At 70.1% G+C, this 19,430-nt stretch carries 15 protein-coding genes, 2 tRNA genes and 1 pseudogene; 4 read left to right on the forward strand and 14 right to left on the reverse strand.

Going from position 1 to position 19,430, the window contains the following annotated elements:
* Positions 1–487, forward strand: a pseudogene (locus tag ABZ896_RS45580) (hypothetical protein); the annotation flags it as partial.
* Between the two features lie 34 nt (positions 488–521).
* Here ABZ896_RS45580 and ABZ896_RS45585 read toward each other — a convergent pair.
* From ABZ896_RS45585 to ABZ896_RS45600, 4 genes are all read right to left on the reverse strand, one after another.
* A complete protein-coding gene (locus ABZ896_RS45585) occupies positions 522–1,082 on the reverse strand; it encodes an HIT domain-containing protein (RefSeq protein WP_360942808.1) in 561 nt (186 codons plus the stop codon).
* Between the two features lie 127 nt (positions 1,083–1,209).
* Positions 1,210–3,186 (reverse strand): threonine--tRNA ligase, encoded by a 1,977-nt coding sequence (thrS, locus tag ABZ896_RS45590; RefSeq protein ID WP_360942811.1) that lies wholly within the window; start codon positions 3,184–3,186, stop codon positions 1,210–1,212.
* A 132-nt stretch (positions 3,187–3,318) separates the two neighbouring features.
* Positions 3,319–4,533: a hypothetical protein gene (locus ABZ896_RS45595; protein WP_360942814.1), complete on the reverse strand. Its 1,215-nt coding sequence runs from the start codon at positions 4,531–4,533 to the stop codon at positions 3,319–3,321.
* Positions 4,530–5,096 carry a DUF4365 domain-containing protein gene (locus ABZ896_RS45600; protein ID WP_360942817.1) on the reverse strand — a complete coding sequence of 189 codons (567 nt, stop codon included), beginning with the start codon at positions 5,094–5,096 and terminating at the stop codon, positions 4,530–4,532. Before ABZ896_RS45600 ends, ABZ896_RS45595 begins: the two co-directional genes overlap by 4 nt.
* A gap of 191 nt (positions 5,097–5,287) precedes the next feature.
* Between ABZ896_RS45600 and ABZ896_RS45605 the strand changes: the two genes are divergently transcribed.
* Positions 5,288–6,013, forward strand: coding sequence for a 3'-5' exonuclease (locus ABZ896_RS45605; RefSeq protein ID WP_360942820.1), 726 nt, complete (start codon positions 5,288–5,290; stop codon positions 6,011–6,013).
* Positions 6,014–6,067: 54 nt separating this feature from the next.
* Here ABZ896_RS45605 and ABZ896_RS45610 read toward each other — a convergent pair whose 3' ends face one another.
* The 3 genes from ABZ896_RS45610 to ABZ896_RS45620 form a co-directional block, all read right to left on the reverse strand.
* On the reverse strand, positions 6,068–7,813 hold the full coding sequence (locus ABZ896_RS45610; protein ID WP_360942823.1) for a DUF2207 domain-containing protein: 1,746 nt from the start codon (positions 7,811–7,813) through the stop codon (positions 6,068–6,070).
* Between the two features lie 122 nt (positions 7,814–7,935).
* Positions 7,936–8,007 (reverse strand) — tRNA-Val (locus tag ABZ896_RS45615).
* 39 nt (positions 8,008–8,046) lie between these two features.
* Complete coding sequence (locus ABZ896_RS45620; RefSeq protein ID WP_360942826.1) at positions 8,047–8,493, reverse strand: SRPBCC family protein; 447 nt, start codon at positions 8,491–8,493, stop codon at positions 8,047–8,049.
* Between the two features lie 84 nt (positions 8,494–8,577).
* Between ABZ896_RS45620 and ABZ896_RS45625 the strand changes: the two genes are divergently transcribed.
* Entirely contained in the window at positions 8,578–10,959 is a 2,382-nt protein-coding gene (locus tag ABZ896_RS45625; RefSeq protein ID WP_360942829.1) for a hypothetical protein, read from the forward strand.
* A 70-nt stretch (positions 10,960–11,029) separates the two neighbouring features.
* Here ABZ896_RS45625 and ABZ896_RS45630 read toward each other — a convergent pair whose 3' ends face one another.
* The 7 genes from ABZ896_RS45630 to ABZ896_RS45660 form a co-directional block, all read right to left on the reverse strand.
* The gene (locus ABZ896_RS45630) at positions 11,030–13,768 is read right to left on the reverse strand and encodes a Tat pathway signal sequence domain protein (protein ID WP_360942832.1); all 2,739 of its coding nucleotides are present in this window, start codon (positions 13,766–13,768) and stop codon (positions 11,030–11,032) included.
* Between the two features lie 131 nt (positions 13,769–13,899).
* On the reverse strand, positions 13,900–14,493 hold the full coding sequence (locus ABZ896_RS45635; protein ID WP_360942835.1) for a hypothetical protein: 594 nt from the start codon (positions 14,491–14,493) through the stop codon (positions 13,900–13,902).
* A 19-nt stretch (positions 14,494–14,512) separates the two neighbouring features.
* Positions 14,513–15,385, reverse strand: coding sequence for a carbohydrate ABC transporter permease (locus tag ABZ896_RS45640; RefSeq protein WP_360942838.1), 873 nt, complete (start codon positions 15,383–15,385; stop codon positions 14,513–14,515).
* On the reverse strand, positions 15,382–16,338 hold the full coding sequence (locus ABZ896_RS45645) for a sugar ABC transporter permease (protein ID WP_360942841.1): 957 nt from the start codon (positions 16,336–16,338) through the stop codon (positions 15,382–15,384). The genes ABZ896_RS45640 and ABZ896_RS45645 overlap by 4 nt, the downstream gene beginning before the upstream one ends.
* 14 nt (positions 16,339–16,352) lie before the next feature.
* On the reverse strand, positions 16,353–17,642 hold the full coding sequence (locus tag ABZ896_RS45650) for an extracellular solute-binding protein (protein ID WP_360942844.1): 1,290 nt from the start codon (positions 17,640–17,642) through the stop codon (positions 16,353–16,355).
* Between the two features lie 434 nt (positions 17,643–18,076).
* Positions 18,077–18,148, reverse strand: a tRNA-Val gene (locus tag ABZ896_RS45655).
* A gap of 66 nt (positions 18,149–18,214) precedes the next feature.
* Positions 18,215–18,670, reverse strand: a complete 456-nt coding sequence (locus ABZ896_RS45660) for a TIGR02611 family protein (protein WP_360942847.1) — start codon at positions 18,668–18,670, stop codon at positions 18,215–18,217.
* Between the two features lie 191 nt (positions 18,671–18,861).
* On the opposite strand from ABZ896_RS45660, the gene ABZ896_RS45665 reads away from it, so the two are divergent.
* Complete coding sequence (locus ABZ896_RS45665) at positions 18,862–19,275, forward strand: SsgA family sporulation/cell division regulator (RefSeq protein WP_004002642.1); 414 nt, start codon at positions 18,862–18,864, stop codon at positions 19,273–19,275.
* Positions 19,276–19,430 lie beyond the last annotated feature (155 nt).

Consider the following 19,430-nt stretch of genomic DNA (forward strand, 5'->3'; position numbering starts at 1 on the left):
GATCACGGTCACCGTGCTGCACGAGACGCTGCGCATCGAGGTCACCGGGCACGCGCTGGGCCCGGTGCACGGGCTGTTCACCTCGAAGCCGGCGGCCAAGGAGAAGGAGGTCGCCAAGCAGCTGCGCTTCTGGGAGACCAAGAAGATCAAGCTGCCGCTGGTCGACGCGGACGAGGTGGTCCGGCTGGCCGCGCGGGCGCCGCTGACCTGGTATCCCCCGCTGCTCAACTGGCTCGGCGGCTCACTCGCCCTGCCCGAGCCGTTCGGCCTCAGGCACGCCTGGGCGGACAAGCCGTGGCGGCACCGCTTCATGGCCGACGACGCGCTGCGCGCGGCCACGCCGGTGCTGCGGGTCGTGCACTCCGCGGCGATCCGCGTCCTCGCGGAGAACGGCGTGAACACCGAGCAGTTCGGCACACGCGCGGGCTTCCTGAGCACTCAGGTCCAGGACGTGTCCCCGCGCAAGGCGGACGTCTACGACGCGTAGGTGTCAGGGGGCCGCGTACCACCGGCCCCCTGCATCACGCACTCGGCCAGGCCTCCGACAGCATCTTCCGTGTGTCCCCCAGCAGCTGCGGCAGCACCTTCGTGTGGCCGACGACCGGCATGAAGTTCGTGTCGCCGCCCCAGCGCGGGACGATGTGCTGGTGCAGATGGGCGGCGATGCCGGCGCCGGCGACCGTGCCCTGGTTCATGCCGATGTTGAAGCCGTGCGCGCCGGAAGCGGTCCGCAGGGCGGTCATCGCCTGCTTGGTCAGCGCGGCGAGTTCCGCGGTCTCCGGCACGGTGAGGTCGGTGTAGTCGGCCACGTGCCGATACGGCACGACCATGAGGTGACCGCCGGTGTAGGGGTAGAGGTTGAGCACCGCGTAGACCAGTTCACCGCGGCGGACGATCAGGCCGTCCTCGTCGGACTTCGCCGGGATCGAGCAGAAGGGACAGCCGTCGTCCGCACCCGGACCGGTGGGCTTGTTCTCGCCCTGGATGTAGGCCATCCGGTGGGGGGTCCACAGACGCTGGAACGCGTCCTGCGTCCCCACTCCCAACTGCTGCTCCGGCTCACTCGTCATGCTGTGCAGCATATGGCTTCGCCCGTTCGAGCCGTGTCGGCGGGGTTGCGGAAAACGGGGTCGCGACGAAGCTGAGCGGGCGGGCGAAAAGGCCCCCGGGAAGCCGACCGCCTCCCGAGGGCCTCACCGGAACCAGGCGTCAGACCTGCGCCCGCTCCTCCACGACCTTCAGGATCTTCGCGATCGCCTCGTCGAAGGGAATCCCGTTCTCCTGCGAGCCGTCGCGGTAGCGGAAGGACACCGAGCCGCCCGACATGTCCTCGTCGCCCGCGATGACCATGAAGGGCACCTTCTGCTTCTGGGCGTTGCGGATCTTCTTCTGCATCCGGTCGGACGAGGAGTCGACCTCGACGCGCAGGCCCTTCTTCTTGGCCGCGGCCGCGAACTTCTCCAGGTACTCGACGTGCGCGTCCCCGATCGGGATGCCGACCGCCTGCACCGGCGCCAGCCACGCCGGGAACGCGCCCGCGTAGTGCTCCAGGAGCACCGCGAAGAACCGCTCGATGGAGCCGAACAGCGCACGGTGGATCATGACCGGACGCTGCTTGGAGCCGTCGGGCGAGGTGTACTCCAGCTCGAAGCGCTCCGGCAGGTTGAAGTCCAGCTGGATCGTCGACATCTGCCAGGTCCGGCCGATCGCGTCCTTGGTCTGGACGGAGATCTTCGGACCGTAGAAGGCGGCGCCACCGGGGTCGGGCACGAGCGGCAGGCCCTGCTTCTCGGCGACCTGACGCAGGGTCTCGGTCGCCTCCTCCCAGACCTCGTCCGAGCCGACGAACTTCTCCGGGTCCTTGGTGGACAGCTCCAGGTAGAAGTCGGTCAGGCCGTAGTCCCGCAGCAGGCCGAGGACGAAGGTGAGCGTCTTGTCGAGCTCCTCCGACATCTGCTCACGGGTGCAGTAGATGTGCGCGTCGTCCTGCGTGAAGCCACGCGCGCGCGTGAGGCCGTGCACCACGCCCGACTTCTCGTAGCGGTACACGGTCCCGAACTCGAACAGGCGCAGCGGCAGTTCACGGTACGAACGGCCGCGCGCGTCGAAGATCAGGTTGTGCATCGGGCAGTTCATGGGCTTGAGGTAGTAGTCCACGCCCTCGTCGAGCTGCATGGGCGGGTACATGCCGTCGGCGTACCAGTCCAGGTGGCCCGACTGCTCGAAGAGCTTCCCCTTCGTCGCGTGCGGGGTGTAGACGAACTCGTAGCCCTCTTCCTCGTGGCGGCGGCGCGAGTAGTCCTCCATCACGCGGCGGATGATGCCGCCCTTGGGGTGGAAGACGGCGAGGCCGGAGCCGATCTGCTCGGGGATGGAGAACAGGTCGAGTTCGGAGCCCAGCTTGCGGTGGTCGCGCTTCTCGGCCTCGGCGAGGAAGTCGAGGTGCGCCTTCAGCTCCTCCTTGGTCGGCCACGCGGTGCCGTAGATGCGCTGGAGCATGGGGTTCTTCTCGCTGCCGCGCCAGTAGGCGGCCGCGTTGCGCATCAGCTTGAACGCCGGGATGTTCCGGGTGGTGGGCAGGTGGGGACCGCGGCACAGGTCCTTCCAGCACAGGTCACCGGTCTTGGCGTCCAGGTTGTCGTAGATCGTCAGCTCACCGGCGCCGACCTCGACGTCCGCGCCGTCGTCGGTGGAGGCGGAGCCCTTGAGACCGATCAGTTCGAGCTTGTACGGCTCGTTCGAGAGCTCCTCACGGGCGGCCTCGTCGGTCACCACACGGCGGCTGAAGCGCTGCCCCCGCTTCTGGATCTCCTGCATCTTCTTCTCGACGGCCTTGAGGTCCTCGGGCGTGAACGGCCTCTCGACGTCGAAGTCGTAGTAGAAGCCGTCCTTGACCGGCGGGCCGATGCCCAGCTTGGCCTCGGGGAACAGCTCCTGCACGGCCTGCGCCATCACGTGCGCGGTGGAGTGGCGCAGGATGTTGAGGCCGTCCTCGGAGGAGATCTCGACACCTTCGACGGTCTCGCCGTCCGCCAGCACGTACGCGAGGTCCTTCAGCTCGCCTCCCACGCGCGCGGCGACGATCGAGCGCTCGCCGGCGAAGAGCTCGGCGGCCGTAGTGCCCGTCGTCACCACGCGCTCGTCCCGCTCGGAATCGCGTTGGATGATCACACGGACGTCTGACACCGGTCTCTCCTGACTGCAGGTGGGATGCGGCGCCATACCGGGAGCGCGCGCAAGAGGCGATCGTACCGACCCGGCACCGGCCTCCGCGAAACGAGCCCCGGCTCCCGGCCCCTCCGCCCGTCACACTCCTCCTCAGTCCCCGCCGCACGCCTCCTCGAAGAAGTCCAGATTCTCCTGGAGCGACTTCATCAGCCGGTCCCGCTCAGCCTCGTCCACCTGGATCGGCACGACCCCGGAGGCCCCGGTCAGCCGCCGGAAGCCGCCACGGCTCTCCAGCTTGCCGTGCACCCGCACCGGCAGTCCTACGAGGTGGGCGTGCCCGGCGATCCGATACGACTCCTCGTCCAGCGTCAGCCGGACGTGCGGGATCTCGGCGCCGGCGATCACCCGCAGCCGTACCGACCCGTCCCCGCGCGGCCCCGACCTGCGCATCCGCACCACCGTGCCGGTGATCCGCACCGGGACCGCGGGCTCCTCGCGCAGATAGCGGGCCCCGGCCTCGCGCAGCACGGGCAGGTCGCCGGGCGAGAACTCGACGGCCTCGGCGCGCGAGGCGCACCCCTCGGGGACCCCGGCCGCGGGCGCCCACTCGACGGCGATCCGCGCCCCCTCCGTACCCCGGACGAGGGCGATGAGCGCGTCGGTCAGCTCCCGGCTCACCCCCGCCTCGACGGCCCCGTCGAAGGCGTCCATGCCACCCGTGGCCCGCTGGTAGTCGATGGCCTCGCGAGCGGCGTACAGGGCCTGGTGCAGCCGCACGGCGAGCGGCCGCCCGCTGCCGACGGGCACGAACGCGGTGAGACACCGGCCCCCGGCCGCGGAGCCGACCAGGACGCTGTCCAGCGAGGCGGCGGCCGTACGACGGTAACGGGCGCCGTAATACCCGGCACGCGCGCGTGTGGCGAGCGCGCCGGCGAGCAGGGTCTGGCGGGCGGCGGAGCGCAGTTGCTCCTCGACCGACCAGGGGGTGGTGTCGGCGGGGCCGGTCGGGACGTCCCGCCACCAGCGGATCTCGTCGCTGGGCACGGCGAGCCCGACGAGCACCTCGCGCGCGGAGGGCGTACCGCTGCGGGCGAGGGCGACCAGGGCCTCGCCGAGCAGGTCGTCGCTGTCGGGGAAGGCGCGGGACTCGGGCACGAGCAGGCTGGTGCCGCTCGCGCCCGGGCCTGGTGGGGTCCAGCGGCCGTAGCGTCCGGGGGCGCCGCCGCGCCGCTGCCAGCCGTGCCGGTGCAGCAGGGCACCGAGGACGGCGGGGTCGACCTCGTCGGGAGCGGGCGACCGCTCCCAGGGGGACTCCGGATGGGGGCGGACCGCGCGCAGTGGCTCCTGAAGGGGGCGGTGGGTCATGGTCTGCCTCCCGTCCCGACCCGCGTCATGATCTCGCACAGGGCCCGGTCGTCGAAGATGCGGTTGGTGGGGATCCGCACGGTGGTCCGGGTCCGGCCGGTGATCGGCTGGCCGGCCAGGTTGACCCAGTAGCAGCAGTGTCTGAGGTCGAGGCGGTCGTGGCTGGCGCGCAGCCAGTCGTCCTGGGATCTCGGCACGAGCATGACCACCAGGATCTTGTGCACGGACACCGGGGTGCGGGCGAGCTTGCGCAGATGGTCGTTGTCGAGCGTGAAGGAGAAGAAGCGGCCGGCCGGGTTGGGGGCGATCTGGTAGGTGCACTTGAGCTGCACCTTGATGGTGACCTCGTCGTCGACGGTGTGTCCGGGCGAGCCGTGACTGACGTGCCAGTCGATGCCGTTGTCCGGGAAGGGCTGCGACAACGAGCAGCCGGCCGCCGCCGCGACGGCGTGCAGATAGCCCACCTGCAGTGTCTCCATGCAGGCGGTGGTGGCGAGCGTGCCGCGAAGGGGGCCCGTACGTTCGGGCAGCAGCCCGCCCCGCTCGGGCTGCGCTATCGCCATGACCAACAGCCTTCCAAGCCAAGTGACATGCCCGCACTCGGGCCACATGAATCGCACACCGGGCCGCTGAACTGCAAAGACCCGTACTCCTGTTGTGTCCTTCCGGCGTACGGCGCAAACAGCCCGGGTATCACCAAACTGGCAGAAGACGGTGCGTCAGCTGCCGTGGGTGAACGAGGGGTTGTGTAGGTATGACGTGCTGGTACGAAGGGCCTCTGGCCGCTTTCGACACGGAGACCACGGGCGTGGACGTCGAGACCGACCGGATCGTGTCGGCCGCCGTCGTGGTCCAGGACGCGGCGGGCACCCGGCCTCGGGTGAGCCGGTGGCTGGTCAATCCGGGTGTGCCGGTGCCCGCCGGGGCGACGGCGGTGCACGGGCTGACGGACGACCATCTGCAGCGCAACGGCCGCTGGCCGGCGCCGGTGATGTTCGAGATAGCCGAGGTGCTGGCGGAGCAGGCCGTGGCGGGCCGTCCGCTGGTGGTGATGAACGCGCCGTTCGATCTGACCATGCTGGACCGGGAGTTGCGCCGCCATCGCGCCTCCTCCCTGGACCGCTGGTTCGAGAACTCACCCCTGCTGGTGCTCGATCCCCGGGTCCTCGACAAGCATCTGGACCGCTACCGCAAGGGCCGCCGCACCCTCACCGACCTGTGCGCGCACTACGAGGTCGAACTGGAGGGCGCGCACGACGCGGCGGCCGACGCGCAGGCCGCCCTGGATGTCGTACGGGCGGTCGGGCGCCGTTTCGCGGCCCGGCTGGAGCGGTTGGCCCCGTCGGAACTGCACACGCTGCAGACGGGATGGCACGCGGCTCAAGCGCGGGGGCTCCAGGCGTGGTTCGCGCGCAGCGGCCAGGAGGAGTCGGTGGATCCGGCGTGGCCGTTGCGTCCGGATCTGCCGGCAGCGGCGTGAGGCCGGTGAGGGGAGCGGGCCCCGCCCGATGAGGCAGGACCCGCTCCCGGCGTCTCACCAGGAACCGCCACCTCCACCGCCGGCCCCTCCACCGACGTCCCCGGAGGAGGACCCGCCACCGCTCGAACTACCGCTGGATCCGCTGGAACTGGACGGCGGGCTGGCGGCGGACAAGACAACCGCCACGAGCAGGACGTCGGTGAGGTCGAGCGAGAAGCGCCGCCCCGTGCTCGCCCGGGACGTCGAGGCGGCCACGGCCTGTTCCCAGGCGGATTGGACGCCCAGCGCCACCGCCCAGGCCGCGTAGCGGTCCGCCCGCTCCCCCACGGGCAGTTCGTCGGGGCAGCTGCTCGGGTCGGCCAAGTAGCGCCGGAACGCCTCGACTTGAAGCCACAGGGCGGTGCCGCGCGGGGTGCGCCGGTCCAGCTCCCAGGAGCGGGCCGCGACGGCGATGCCGACGCCGGCGACGACGGCACCGGCCAGCAGGACGGGCATGCCGGCGGCGATCCGCCGGCCGTTCAGGATGCCGCCGGTGATCACAAGGGCGACGCCGAGGAGGAGCGCCAGCACGTCGACGGCGCCCCACCCGAGGACGCGCTTCTTGGCGGCCATGTCCCAAAGGCCGCTGGTGACACGCCAGTTCTCCAGCCTGCCGGAGAGGTCGTCCCAGCCCTTCCGGAACCAGGGGTCGCGAGAACCGAGGGCGAGACTGCTGCGGCCGGAGAACATCTTGCGCAGGATGTCCTTCATCTCGCGTTCCATCCCCTCCTCGGAGTCGGACCGCCGCAGGACCGGATACGTCTCGTCCCCCTCGATGGCGAGATGGCCGTCGGCCGCGGCGGTGAGCAGCCAGGCCACCTTGTGCCGTTCGTCGACGCTCTCGGTGAGCAGGGTCCCGCCCTGGGCCGGAGTCAGCCCCTCGGGCGGTGCGGCGGACGGACCGACGGTCCGGGCGAGGCGCTCCACCTCGACCCGGCGCACCCGCCCGTCCTCCTCCAGCCGGTCGCGCCCCACGATCCGCAGCGCACCGATGGTCAGCGCCGCGCAGGTCAACGCGGCGGCGAGGAAGATACCGCCGTTGTGCATCGGATGCGGAAGGCTCGTCCCGACGGCCTTGCCGGAGGGCGCCGCGGGCAGCGCGGCCGCAGTCGTGACCTCGGTCTTCGTGGCGGTGGCGTACAGCGTGAGCCCTTCGCTGCCCTTGAGCCGGTCGAGCCGGACCACGAGGTGCCCCGGCTCGCTCTGCCGGGCCGTACAGGCCTTTCCACCGTCCCAACTGCCGTGCCGGCACCGCAGATCGGTGAACCCGCGGCCGTCCACGACATGGACCTCCACAGCGGAGCGGTCGACCTTCCAGCCGGTGCCCACCGCGTCCCAGGCGAGCTTGCCGCCCTTCACGACCTCGGGGAGCGTGTACTGGATGCGGTAACGGTGCACTCCGCCGACCAGCCGGTCGGGGTCACCGATCTTGAGCCGGTCGGCGATGTGCTGCTCACCCGTCTCGTCCCGGTAGTAGTCGCCGTACGTGTCCTCCCAGGGGACCGTGTGCCCGTCCAGGCTGACGCGTACGTCGTCCCCCTCGAACGGCGCACCCGGTACGTCCCGGAAGATGCCGTGCGAGTCCCCCGAGTGCCCGAAGTCGTAGTCGATGACCTCGGTGATCCGGGCGCTGCCGTCGGCGCGTATCTCGGCGCCGACCCACATCGAGGTGACCCGCTCCTTGTTCGCGAGGGTCTGCGCCAGCGCGGCGACCCCACCGAGGACGGCCAGGACGCCGAGCACGACGAACAGGGACCGCACCCTGCGCCGTCGTATCGAACGAGCCGTTCGTCCGCCCACCCCACCACTCATGACGACCCCCACAGGACGTACGACTGGACACAAAAAACCGGCCTGCGCATGCAGACCGGTCTTTTTCCGGGTGGGCGATACTGGGTTCGAACCAGTGACCTCTTCGGTGTGAACGAAGCGCTCTCCCACTGAGCTAATCGCCCGGGAACGCACTGAACAATACAGGTCCCCGCGGCCTTCGTTCAAACCGCTTCGAGGTGGGCGACGAGCCCGCGCCGCCCGGCGCGCATCATCAGCCGGTGGTTCACGCGGAAGACCGGCCTCCCCGGCACCGCGAACCGGCGCATCAGCGGTTTGCGTACGGTGACCTCCTGGTCGTAGCGGGCGAGGCTGCCCTCGCCGTCCGCGGTGATCGTCCAGCGCGCCCAGCCGTCGAGGTCCCCCTCCATCGCGATCTCCAGCACCCCGGCCTCCGGGTCGCGCCGCACCGCGTGCGCGGTGAAGACCAGGTCGTACGGCAGGGTGGCGCGGATGGTGATCAGGCCGCTGGTGTCGTCGAGCCGTCGCACCTCGCGCACCTGGGGCCACCAGCGGGGATACTCCTCGGCGCGCTCCAGGACGTCGTAGACGACGGCGGGCTTCGCGGGCAGGGACCACAGGCTGCGGAAACGGTATCGGCACCAGTCCATGGGCAGAGTCTGGCATCGGATCCGGGTACGTTTTGAGTACGCGTACTCATGCCGCGCGTCGTGACCCAGACCACACTTCACGGCATGACGCACATTCCGCCCCCGGCCGAGGAGCTGCGGCTCGTCGACGCCGAGCTGTGGCAACTGGACGCCCGCCGGGCCCAGTTGCTGGCCCGCCGGGCCTGGCTGGTCGCGGCGCTCCAGCCGAAGTGGCAGGCGCCGAGGCCGACCGGGCCGACGCCCGCCGTACGCCCTCGCCCCGAAGCGAGCGCACCGAGCGTGCAGAACCTCCTCCTGGTCCTTGGCGGTGTCCTGCTCACGATCGCGGCGATGGTGTTCACGCTGGTCAGCTGGGGTCACCTGGGGATCACCGGCCGGGCCCTGGTGCTCGGCGCGGTCACCGCGGCCGCGCTCACCGCACCGCTGCCGCTGCTGAAGCGGGGGCTGCGCTCGACGGCCGAGTCGGTGGCGGGCCTGGGCCTGGCGCTGACGGTCCTGGACGCGGTGGCGCTGCACGGCGCCGTCTTCCCGCACACCCCCGGGGCGCCGTACACCGCGCTCGCCTCGGCGCTGCTCGCCGGGCTCTGGACGACGTACGGCCTCCTGCCCGGCACGGCCACGCTGCGCCTGCCCCTGCCGGCCGCGGTGGGCGCGGCCCAACTCCCGCTGTTCTTCTGGGCGATCGCGGCCGACGCGGGCTCGTACGGGCTCACGGCCGCGCTCCTGGTGACGGCCGGGCTCGACACGGTCGTGGCGCTCCGGACGACGCCCCGGTCCGTACGCGTGGTCGCCGCGATCGGCGCGTACGGCGTGAGCTTCTGGGGCGTACTGGCCGCCGGCTGGCTGACCTGGACAGCCTCCGGCCCGAGCGCCGCCGCCCGTGCGGCGGCGCTCCTCCTCTTCGCGGCGGCCGTCGCCCTGGGTGCGGCCTGGCAGGGCGGCCGTACGACGCCGCACGCGCCCGGCGAGGGCCAGTCCCTCGCTCTCGCCCTCACCGCCGGACTGCTCGCGGTGGCCGCCCTCGGCGGCGCGGCCCGGCCCGCGCTGCCGGCGATGTGGACCGTCCCGGTCCATCTGGCCCTCGGCATCGCCCTGTTGGCGGCGCTACGGCCGAACGGACTGCCGGAGCCGGTACGGCTAGGTCTGCTCTGGGCGTCCGGCTCCGTGCAGGCGCTGGCCCTGCTGTGGGCGCTGCCGGTGGTCGGCGTGGTCGTGCTGGGCCCGCTCGCCTGGGCCTCGCGGGTGTGGACCGGTACTCCGTCGGACGCCCGCGCGGCGGTGGCGACGGACCTGTCCTGGCCGCCGTACGCCGAGACAACCCCGTTGATCCTGGCGGCCGTTGCGGGGGTCCTCGCGCTGGCCGTGCGCGACACGATCTGGCGCCCCAGGGCGCTGGCTGCCGCACCGGTCCTCGCCTGGACCGCGGTCCTCACCCTCCCGGCGGTCCTCGAACTCCCCTACCTCGTCGGCCTGTTGGTCCAAGGCATGGCGACCGCGGGAGCCCTGGCCGCAGCCGTCCTCCTGTCCAGGCTGCCCGCTCTCGTCGTGGCCCTCGCGTCCTCCGTGAGCCTCGCCTTCCTCTCCCTCGCCACGCAGACGGCCACCCTCTCCGTGCTCGCTGCCCTGATCGCGCTGTTCGCGGCGGCCTCCTGGCGCCTCGCCCCCTTCACGGCCCCTGCCGCCCTCGGCTACGGCGCCGCCCTGGCCGTGGCGACCGGTGCCGCAGCGAACTGGTCGCCGGCCCACACCGCACTGCTCGTGCTGGCCGTCTCCGCCGCCGCGGCCCTCCTCGCCTGGCGGCTCGACGACGCGAAGACCGTCGTACCGGTCGAGGCGGCCGGAGCGGCGGCCGGCCTGGTCGCCATCGCGCTGGCGGCGACCGACCTGCCCCTGCTCGCCACGGTCCTCGCCCTGTGCGGAGTGATCACGGCGGGCACGGCGATCCGCGAGGACCGCCGCCCGGTCGGCTACGCGGCCGCCGCGCTGTTCGTCCTTGCCACCTGGGTCCGCCTGGCGGCCTGGGACGTCGGTGCCCCGGAGGCGTACACGCTCCCGGTCACGGTCCCTGCCCTGCTGGTCGGCGCCCTGCGCCACCGCCGCGACCCGCGGACCTCGTCCTGGACGGCGTACGCCCCCGGCCTGGCCGCCACCCTCGTCCCGAGCCTCTTCGCGGCCTGGGCCGACCCCCACTGGACCCGCCCCCTGCTTCTGGGCGTGGCAGCCCTGCTGGTCACCTTGGCAGGCGCCCGCCACCACCTCCAGGCCCCCCTCCTCCTGGGCTGCGCGGTCCTACTCCTCGACGCCCTGCACGAGTTGACGCCGTACATCATCCAGGTGACGGACGCCCTCCCCCGCTGGGTCCCGCCGGCCCTGGCCGGAATCCTGCTCCTGGCGTTGGGCGCAACATACGAACAGCGCCTGAGGGACGCGAAAAAGATGCGCCTCTTCCTGACGAACATGCACTGAACCCACCCAGGGGCGCGGGGAACTGCGCGACCAGCCACAGACGGCCCGCAGTTCCCCACCACATCAAGCCCTACGAAGGCATCTTGTCCCCAAGCAACGCAAGGTTCTCAATGGCAGCAAGCCCATACAGAGCCGTGTCATTGGTGGACACCCAAGCAGCCTCACTCCCGGCAACCAGAGCGGCCGGCCCGCTCACGGCCTCCGTCTTCCAAGGCGCAGACTCCTTGTACCCGTCGGAGTTGTAGAACTTCTCCCACGCCCGAGCGGCGAGCTTCGCATCCCCCGTCTGCACGGCCGCATACGCGTCAAGCCGCGAATGCCCCTGGAACAGCAACAACGTCCCGAAGTTCGACCCATACCGCGCCGCCTGCTCCGCCTTGGTCGCGTTGAAGTACCGGCAGTAGTCGAAATACACCTCGTTGAACTTGGGCATGTCGACGAGGTCGATCAACTCCGCGCACAGCTCGTTGAGTCCGAACACGGCGGACAGGTGGGACACGCCCACCACGGGCGCCGAGGCCGTCGCGAACCGACCCGTGTCGAGGTCGTACAACCCACTCCCCTGCACGAACCCGTTCGGCTGCGCGGCGATCCCCTCCATCGTCGACAGCACGCGCGCCTTCGCCTTCTCCCACTTCGGCCCCTTGCGCTCCCACTCCGTCAGCCACGCCGACACCAGCCCGCTCCAGTCCGTGCCGAAGCCGATCGACAGGGCGTGCCGGTCGGGCGTGTACGGATCCGTGCGTACCTTGCGCAGCGGGTCGAGCACGAGGAACGTCTCGTCGGAGTCGACGTTGGCGTGCATAAGGTCGCCGACACGCTCGTCGGCGGTGAGGAAGTAGTAGTAGCGGCGGTACGTCGTGTTGGCGATGCGCTGTTGCTTCGCGCTGTCGGCGTAGTGCTGCACACCGTGCCGGGTACCGAGCCCGGCCCACTGCCCGAGGTGGTAGACGTCGACCTCACCGGTGTGCCGCGTCATCGCCTCGGCGAACCGGAAGATGTCCGCGCGGCCCGACCTGATGTAGGCGAACCACAGCCAGAGATCCGGCGACAGCTCGGAGTTGTCCCACGCGTAGCCGCCGATGTCGTACCGCCACTGGTGCCTGACGGTGTCATAGGTGTGCATGATGTCGCCGTGGTCCCAGAAGCCGTACCAACGGCGTTGCTCCACCTGGTCCTTGTAGTAGGTGAAGAGGAAGTCGAGGTGGTCCTCGATCTTCGCCTTGGCCGGGGTCGAGCGGTCCGGCTCGGAGTAGAGCCCCGGCCCGAACACCTTCGCCTTGATGAGCTGCTTGGGCGGCGCGGCCAGCTGCGGCAACACCCTTACGGCCTCAACCTGTTGGGCCAGCACTTCCGGCGTCGGCGTCGACTCATTGGCCCAGAACAGCAGTTCGGAGGTGCGGGCGATGCCGTAGGGCGTGCCGAACTCCGGCTCGTAGTCCTCGTAGGTGATGTTGAGGCCTTCGAGCTGTTCGGCGAAGGTGTCCTGGCCCATGCCGTCGTGGTAGAAGCGCAGGTCCATGGGCTGGGCCTCGGGCGACCAGAGCCAGAGGGTGACCTCGGCCTCGTCGGTCTGGGCGTCGCGGATGTCGAGCTGGGAGGGGTGGCGCTCCCAGAAGTCCCGCAGCCCGAAGGAGAATCCGCCGCTCGCGCCGCCGACGTACCCGAAGCCGGAGGCCCGTCGGCCGCCGCCGGCGCCGATCCAGCCGTGGCCCTTCTTGGTGCGCTTGCGCAGGGTGAAGCCGTCGGAGGAGAGCTGGGAGAGCGTGTAGTCGCCCCACTCGGGGATGTACTGGAGCCGGGTGGTGACCCGCTGGTCCCAAGTGGCGGGATCGGGCAGCTTCTTGCCCGCGTACTGGGCCTCCTGCACGGCGATGCCGGGGTCGCGCCGCAGCCCGGTGATGCCCTTGACAGCCTCGCGCAGCAGACCGGTGCCCTCGCCGCCGATGCGGATGTGGCGGTCGTAGGACTGGTCGCGCATCGGCACGGTGAAGCGGACGCCGAGCCCGCGGATGAAGTCGCCGCTCGCCTTGCCCGGTTCCTGCGTGCCGTCGTAGGTGATCGTGTGGACCATGCGGAAGGAGTCGGCGCCCGCGTAGAAGTACAGCCGGATCGAGAACGGCAGCCAACTCCTGCTGCCCTTGCGGTGCTTGCCGTCGATACGGACCACCGCCCGTACCGGACCGTCCTGTTCGACGGTCACGGAGGAGATCGCCCCCTCGAAGCGCTCGGTCTTGACCGTGCCCTGGTCCTCGTCCTCGATCTCGGGCTGGCGGATCAGCACGAGCCGCCCGTTCTTGGCGATCTCCGTGGAGCCGCGGGTGACCGACTTGATCAGCGTGGCACCGGACGTGCCGATCTTCGCGGTGATGACCCCGGTCGACACGGTGATCGCGCCGCCGCTCTTGTCGACGGTGACCTTCTTCTCCGGTACGGCGGCCTCGCCGGCGCTCAGCGTCAGCTTGCCGTTGCCCGAACTCACCGCGTGCGCGGTCCACTTGAGCGAGCCGTCGGGCCAGTAGGCGATCGGCCAGGACTGGACGGGCACGGTCTTGCCGTCCGCATCCGCCACCGCGAACTCCTGGCCCTCCTGGTAGGTGCCCTTGGGCCACGGCACACCGAGGGTGGAGCCGGGGGCGGCGCCCAGGCCGCCGTCCTCCAGCCAGTCCAGGGTCACGGGGCTGTCGTCGGCCTCGGCGGCTCTGGGCGCGGCCTGCGCGTCCTTGGTCCCTAGCGCCCAGCTGAACTGCGCGGCGGCTCCGGCGACGGCCGCCGCCTTGAGGAGGGACCTGCGGGGGATGGGGGACATGACTGTCCTTTCCGTGCGGGTTCAGGGTTTGCCAGGGGCATGACAGAGAGAGGTACGGCGCTCCGGGCACCGACCTTGGGTGGGGCGCCGCCCGTCGGCGGCGCCCGCGTTGCAGGGGGAGGCGCCGCCCGTCAGCGGTGCCGGTAGCGCTCCTCCACGGCGACGGCCGCCGCCGCGACCGCCCCGAGGACCGGGACCGCCAGCGGTGCGACGAACCCCGCGGACAGGGCCACGACGGCCAGACCCGCGACGATCAGGAAGGACCCGGCGGGATCGCGCAGGGTCCGGCGTACGGCGTCCACGAGCAGCGCGCGCCAGGAGGCGCCCGGCGTCCATACCGCCGCCGCGCGCAGCCCGGCCACCGCGACGCCGATCAGCGCGAACAGTCCGACGGCCCCGACGAGCGGGCCACCGGGGATCCCGGCCCGCGCCGCCTGGACGTCCACCCACACCACGGCCGCCGCGGCCCACCCGGCGAGCCCGACGAGCCACCCGCGCCGCGCGGCCGTACGGAAGTCGGCGACGAACTCCCGCCAACCGCCCGCCTCATGGCGCGTACGACGACGAAGATGCCGTGCTCCGGCGGCGAAAGCGGCCGGGTAGGTGACAACTCCGAGACAGCCCACGGCAATCCATACACCGGTGAGCAGGGACTCGGCGAAGAGCGCGAACCGTTCGCCGCCGAACACGGACGCCCTGCGGGCCTTCACACGCGCTTGCGCCATGCTGACCGCCTCACTTCCGTCACTTCAGTCCGGACGTCGCCATGCCGTCGATGAGGTACCGCTGGAAGGCCATGAAGAAGGCGATGACCGGGATCAGCGCCACCAGCGACATCGCGATCATGCTGCCGTAGTTGGAGATGCCCTCCTGGTCGCGGAACATCATCAGACCGAGCGAAACGGTGTACTTGTCAGGGGTGTTGAGGTAGATCAACGGCCCCATGAAGTCGTTCCACGCGTTGATGAAGGTGAAGATCGCGCTGGTGATGAGGGCGGGCCGGCACAGCGGCAGCACGATGGACCAGTAGGTCCGCAGATGCCCGCAGCCGTCGAGCTTGGCGGCCTCGTCCAGCTCGCGCGGCAGCCCGCGCATGAACTGCACCATCAGGAAGACGAAGAACGCCTCCACGGCCAGGAACTTGCCCGCGACCAACGGCACCAGCGTGTCGACGAGTTCCAGCTTGCGGAACATCACGTACTGCGGGATGAGCAGCACGTGGTACGGCAGCAGCAGCGTGCCGATCATCAGCGTGAACAGCAGGTTCCGCCCGGCGAACCTGATCTTGGCGAAGGCGTAGGCGGTCAGCGAGCTGGACAGCACCACACCGACCACGGCGAGGCCCGCGTACGTCAGCGAGTTCACGAAGAAGGTGCTGACGGAGATGCCGGAGATACCATCGGCGAGCCCGGAGAAGTTCGCCCACACCGGCTTGGTGGGCAGCAGGTCGACGCTGGCGATGATGTCCTTGCCCGGCTTGAACGAGGCCCCGAGCACCCAGACCACGGGGTACAGCACGACCGCGAGCACGGCGAGCGCGCCCAGGTGCCAGGCGATCGATCCGGTGCGCCGCCGCTCGTTCGCGGTGCGCGCAACAGGGCTGGTGACACTGGTCACTTGGCGGCCTCCTCGTAGTGCACCCACTTCTTCTGGGACCAGAACAGGACCGCCGTGACGAGCGCGACCGCGACCACCAGCGTCCAGGCCATCGCGGCGGCGAAGCCCATCTGGGCCTCCTTGAAGCCCTTCTGGTAGAGGTAACAGGTGTAGACGAGGGTGGCGTCGGCGGGCCCGCACCGGGTGTCGGAGACGACGTAGGCGGAGCCGAACACCTGGAACGCGTGGATCGACTCCAGCAGCACGTTGAAGAAGAGCACCGGGGAGATCATCGGCAGCGTGATGTTCCAGAACCGGCGGAACGGTCCCGCGCCGTCCACCTCGGCGGCCTCGTACAGCTCCCGCGGGACCTGCTTGAGACCGGCGAGGAAGATGACCATCGGGGCACCGAACTGCCAGATGCTGAGGGCGACCAGGGCGTAGATGACGTAGTCGGGGTTGCCGATCCAGCCGCCCACGTCGAGGCCGAAGATCTTCTGGGTACGGTCCACGATGGCGTCGTCGGAGAACAGCGCCCGCCAGACGAAGCCGACGGAGACGCTCGCGCCGATGAGCGAGGGCATGTAGAAGGCGGCCCGGTACAGGCCCTGTCCGCGCCGGCTCTGCGCGAGCAGCAGCGCGACGCCGAGCGCGAGCAGCAGCTTCAGCGGGGTGGCCACGACGACGTACTTGAGGGTGACCTCGACCGACTTCTGCCAGCGGGGGTCCTGGAACATCGTCGTGAAGTTGTCGAGCCCGACCCACTTGGGGGGCGTGAACAGGTTGTAGCTGGTGAACGCGTAGTACAGCGACGCGATCATCGGCCCCGCCGTGAGCAGCAGGAATCCCGCGATCCAGGGCGACATGAAGAGGTAGCCGGCGAGGTTCTCGCGGCGCCGCCCGCGCCGCCCGGCGGCGGGAGCGGCGGACCGCTTCCCGGCCGGGCGCACGGGCGCTTCCTTGACGAGCGTCATGGTGGTACGTCCCCTCAGCCCGCGAACGCGGCCTTGGCCTCGGAGAACAGCTGCTTCGCGGCGTCGGCCGGCTTGCTCTTGCCCTGGGCGACCTCACCGCCGAGGCGCAGGAACGCCGCCTCGACGACATCGGCACCGGAGGGATGCGGGGTGATCTTCCCCAGCACACCGGCCTTGGCGACCTCGTCCTCGTAGGCCGCGACACCCTTGTTGTTGGCGTCGGTGGGCTTGAAGGCGTCGTACTGCTCGGTCGTGGCGAGGATGCCGCGGTCGTACCCCATGATCTTGCCGACCTCGGGGTCGTGGACCATGAAGTCGATGAACTGCGCGACCTCCTTGGGGTGCTTGGTCCCCGAGAAGCCGCTGAGCATCAGGGAGCCGAGGTACTGGCCGGTGGCCTTGCCGTCGACGGTGGGGATCGGGGCGAGCCCGTAGTCCGACGTGCCCTCGCCCTCGTAGCGGATCGAGAAGTTGTCCCAGTTGAACTCGGAGGCGGCGAGCCCCGCCGACAGCCCCGACTTGGGCTTGACCTGCTCGACCTTCTTCGGGTCGGCGACGAGTCCGGACTTCACGCGCTTGTAGCCGTCCGCCCACCACTGCGTCAGGTCGTCCTCGGTGAAACCGAGATCGGAGTCGGTGAAGAAGGCCTTGCCGTTCTGACGGAGATACAGGTCGTAGAGGTACATGATGCCGAAGTAGCCGGTGTCACCGGAGATCTTCAGCTTGTCCTGGATCGTCTGCAGCGCCTCGAAGTACTCGTCCCAGGTCCAGCCGAACTTCGGCTCCACGCCCGCCTTCTTGAAAGCGTTGAGATCGATGCAGAGCGCCATGGTGTTGGCGCCGACGGGTATGCCGATCTGCTTGCCGTCGACCTGACCGTTCGCCAGAACGCCGTTGCGGAAGTTGTCCAGGCTCAGATTCCCGGCGTCCGCCTGCGACTTGAGATCCAGCAGAACACCGCGCTTGTCGTACTTGCGCAGGAAACCGACCGCATTCTGGAAAACGTCCGGCGGATTACCACCGGAGGCCTGGGTCTGGAACTTCTCCCAGAACGACTCGTAGTCCGTGAATTCCGGCTTGATTTTGATCTTCGGGTACTTCTTCTCGAAGAGCGCGATCGTCTTCTTGATGGCGATGGTGCGTGGTTCGCCGCCCCACCACGCGTAACGCAGCGTGACCGTTCCGTCTCCCGAACTGCCGCTGTCCCCGCCGCATCCGGTCGTCGCGGCCAGTCCCAGCGTCGCCGCTGTCGCCCCGGCCGCCTTCAGGATCGTTCGCCTCTCAACATTCCTGCTGGTTCCCACAGTCGGGCCCCTCCCCGCAGCGTCGCCGCCTGCATGAATCGTTTCAAGTAAGCGCTTGCTGGCACAAGTTACGGAGGGCCCGGAGGTGCGTCAATGATTCGGACAGGAATTTCTTGTGAGTGTGGTGAGAGGGCGGCGCGCCTCCAACAGCCGGGCGGCGCCGGGGAACTGACGAAGCCCCAGGTGAGAGAGGCAGGGCCGACCGGCCGAACAGGGCGCAGGCCCCCGTACGGGATCGACGGGCGGCCGAAAATCAGCGGGCGGCGGGGGCGGTCGGCTGCGGACGGTCACACGGGCCGACTCGGATCGCGGGCACGCGCCGGCAGCGGGGGCGCGGGGGCGAAGCCTCCGCACGCGCTGCGCGGCCGCGCAGAAAACGACGAGGGCGGTGTGTGCTCGCGTTGTCCGCGAGCACACACCGCCCTCAACCCGGGTGGGCGATACTGGGTTCGAACCAGTGACCTCTTCGGTGTGAACGAAGCGCTCTCCCACTGAGCTAATCGCCCGGGTGCAGGGAGAACATTACCCCATGTCAGGGGGTGCCCCCGACCTGCGACGGCGCCCGGTACGGCTCACTGGTCCTTGATGTTCCACGGCATCTCGAAGCCGAACTTCCACAGGTAGACGCCGAGTATGGCGCCGATGACCACCAGGCCGATCGACGTCAGGATGATGTTGCGTCGCCGCACCTTCGGGTCGAGGGCGCGCTGGGCCGCCTCGGTCACCTTGCGTTTGGTCCAGCGCAGCACCAGCTGGGCCCAGACGAACTCGGTCGCCCAGATGGCCATGCCGCCGAAGATCACGACCCAGCCCGGTCCGGGCAGGGGCAGCATGATGATGCCCGCCACGACGACCGCGAGGCCGATCACGAAGACGCCGACCTGCCAGCTCAGATGCAGCGCCCGGCGCGCCTTGACGAACTCCGGCGCCTTGGATCCGAGCCCCTGTTCGCTGTGCGCTCGGTCCGACTTCGCTCCGTCACCACCCGCCACGGCAACCTCGCCCGGCTTGTCACTCCCCGTATTCATACGGCCAAACCCTACCGGAGAGAATCCGGTCACCGGAATGGGCGCACCGTACGAAGGGGTTCTCGGCCGGAAGAGTTACGTAAAGGCACGCAAAACACTCAGAGGGGTTTACAACGGCACCGTAGGTGGCATGTCGATTTCGCCGACGTGCGAATCCCCGAGCGCACACTGAGCGAAAGGCCCTGGCGCTTATGAACACCACGGTCAGCTGCGAGCTGCACCTGCGCCTCGTTGTGTCGAGCGAGTCGTCCCTGCCTGTCCCCGCAGGCCTGCGGTACGACACGGCCGACCCCTACGCCGTGCACGCCACCTTCCACACCGGAGCCGAGGAGACCGTCGAGTGGGTGTTCGCCCGCGACCTCCTCGCGGAGGGCCTCCACCGGCCCACCGGCACCGGCGACGTCCGAGTCTGGCCGTCGCGCAGTCACGGTCAGGGCGTCGTGTGCATCGCCCTGAGCTCCCCGGAGGGCGAGGCGCTGCTCGAGGCCCCGGCGCGGGCCCTGGAGTCGTTCCTGAAGCGGACGGACGCCGCGGTGCCCCCGGGCACCGAGCACCGCCACTTCGACCTGGATCAGGAGCTCTCGCACATCCTGGCGGAAAGCTAGGAGCGAGACCCGACAGAGCCGCCCGGCGCCGTCCACTCGGGGAGACGGCTCGGGCTCGTACCACCCCATAGGGAACGACAGGCGCCTTGGTCGCGGAGCGGTCGGGGTCCTGACGGTCCTCGCGATCGTGGGTCTGTTCGTCTTCCGTACGGCGA

The organism is Streptomyces sp. NPDC047072 (assembly GCF_040643855.1).
GTDB lineage: Bacteria > Actinomycetota > Actinomycetes > Streptomycetales > Streptomycetaceae > Streptomyces.

Bases quoted from the DNA above. Each gene is read 5' to 3' on its own strand.
- ABZ896_RS45660 (WP_360942847.1), bottom strand. From the start codon at position 18,670: ATGAATACGGGGAGTGACAAGCCGGGCGAGGTTGCCGTGGCGGGTGGT.
- ABZ896_RS45645 (WP_360942841.1), bottom strand. From the start codon at position 16,338: ATGACGCTCGTCAAGGAAGCGCCCGTGCGCCCGGCCGGGAAGCGGTCC.
- ABZ896_RS45635 (WP_360942835.1), bottom strand. From the start codon at position 14,493: ATGGCGCAAGCGCGTGTGAAGGCCCGCAGGGCGTCCGTGTTCGGCGGC.
- ABZ896_RS45585 (WP_360942808.1), bottom strand. From the start codon at position 1,082: ATGCTGCACAGCATGACGAGTGAGCCGGAGCAGCAGTTGGGAGTGGGG.
- ABZ896_RS45625 (WP_360942829.1), top strand. From the start codon at position 8,578: ATGACGCACATTCCGCCCCCGGCCGAGGAGCTGCGGCTCGTCGACGCC.
- ABZ896_RS45595 (WP_360942814.1), bottom strand. From the start codon at position 4,533: ATGACCCACCGCCCCCTTCAGGAGCCACTGCGCGCGGTCCGCCCCCAT.
- ABZ896_RS45665 (WP_004002642.1), top strand. From the start codon at position 18,862: ATGAACACCACGGTCAGCTGCGAGCTGCACCTGCGCCTCGTTGTGTCG.
- ABZ896_RS45620 (WP_360942826.1), bottom strand. From the start codon at position 8,493: ATGGACTGGTGCCGATACCGTTTCCGCAGCCTGTGGTCCCTGCCCGCG.
- ABZ896_RS45605 (WP_360942820.1), top strand. From the start codon at position 5,288: ATGACGTGCTGGTACGAAGGGCCTCTGGCCGCTTTCGACACGGAGACC.
- ABZ896_RS45600 (WP_360942817.1), bottom strand. From the start codon at position 5,096: ATGGCGATAGCGCAGCCCGAGCGGGGCGGGCTGCTGCCCGAACGTACG.
- ABZ896_RS45630 (WP_360942832.1), bottom strand. From the start codon at position 13,768: ATGTCCCCCATCCCCCGCAGGTCCCTCCTCAAGGCGGCGGCCGTCGCC.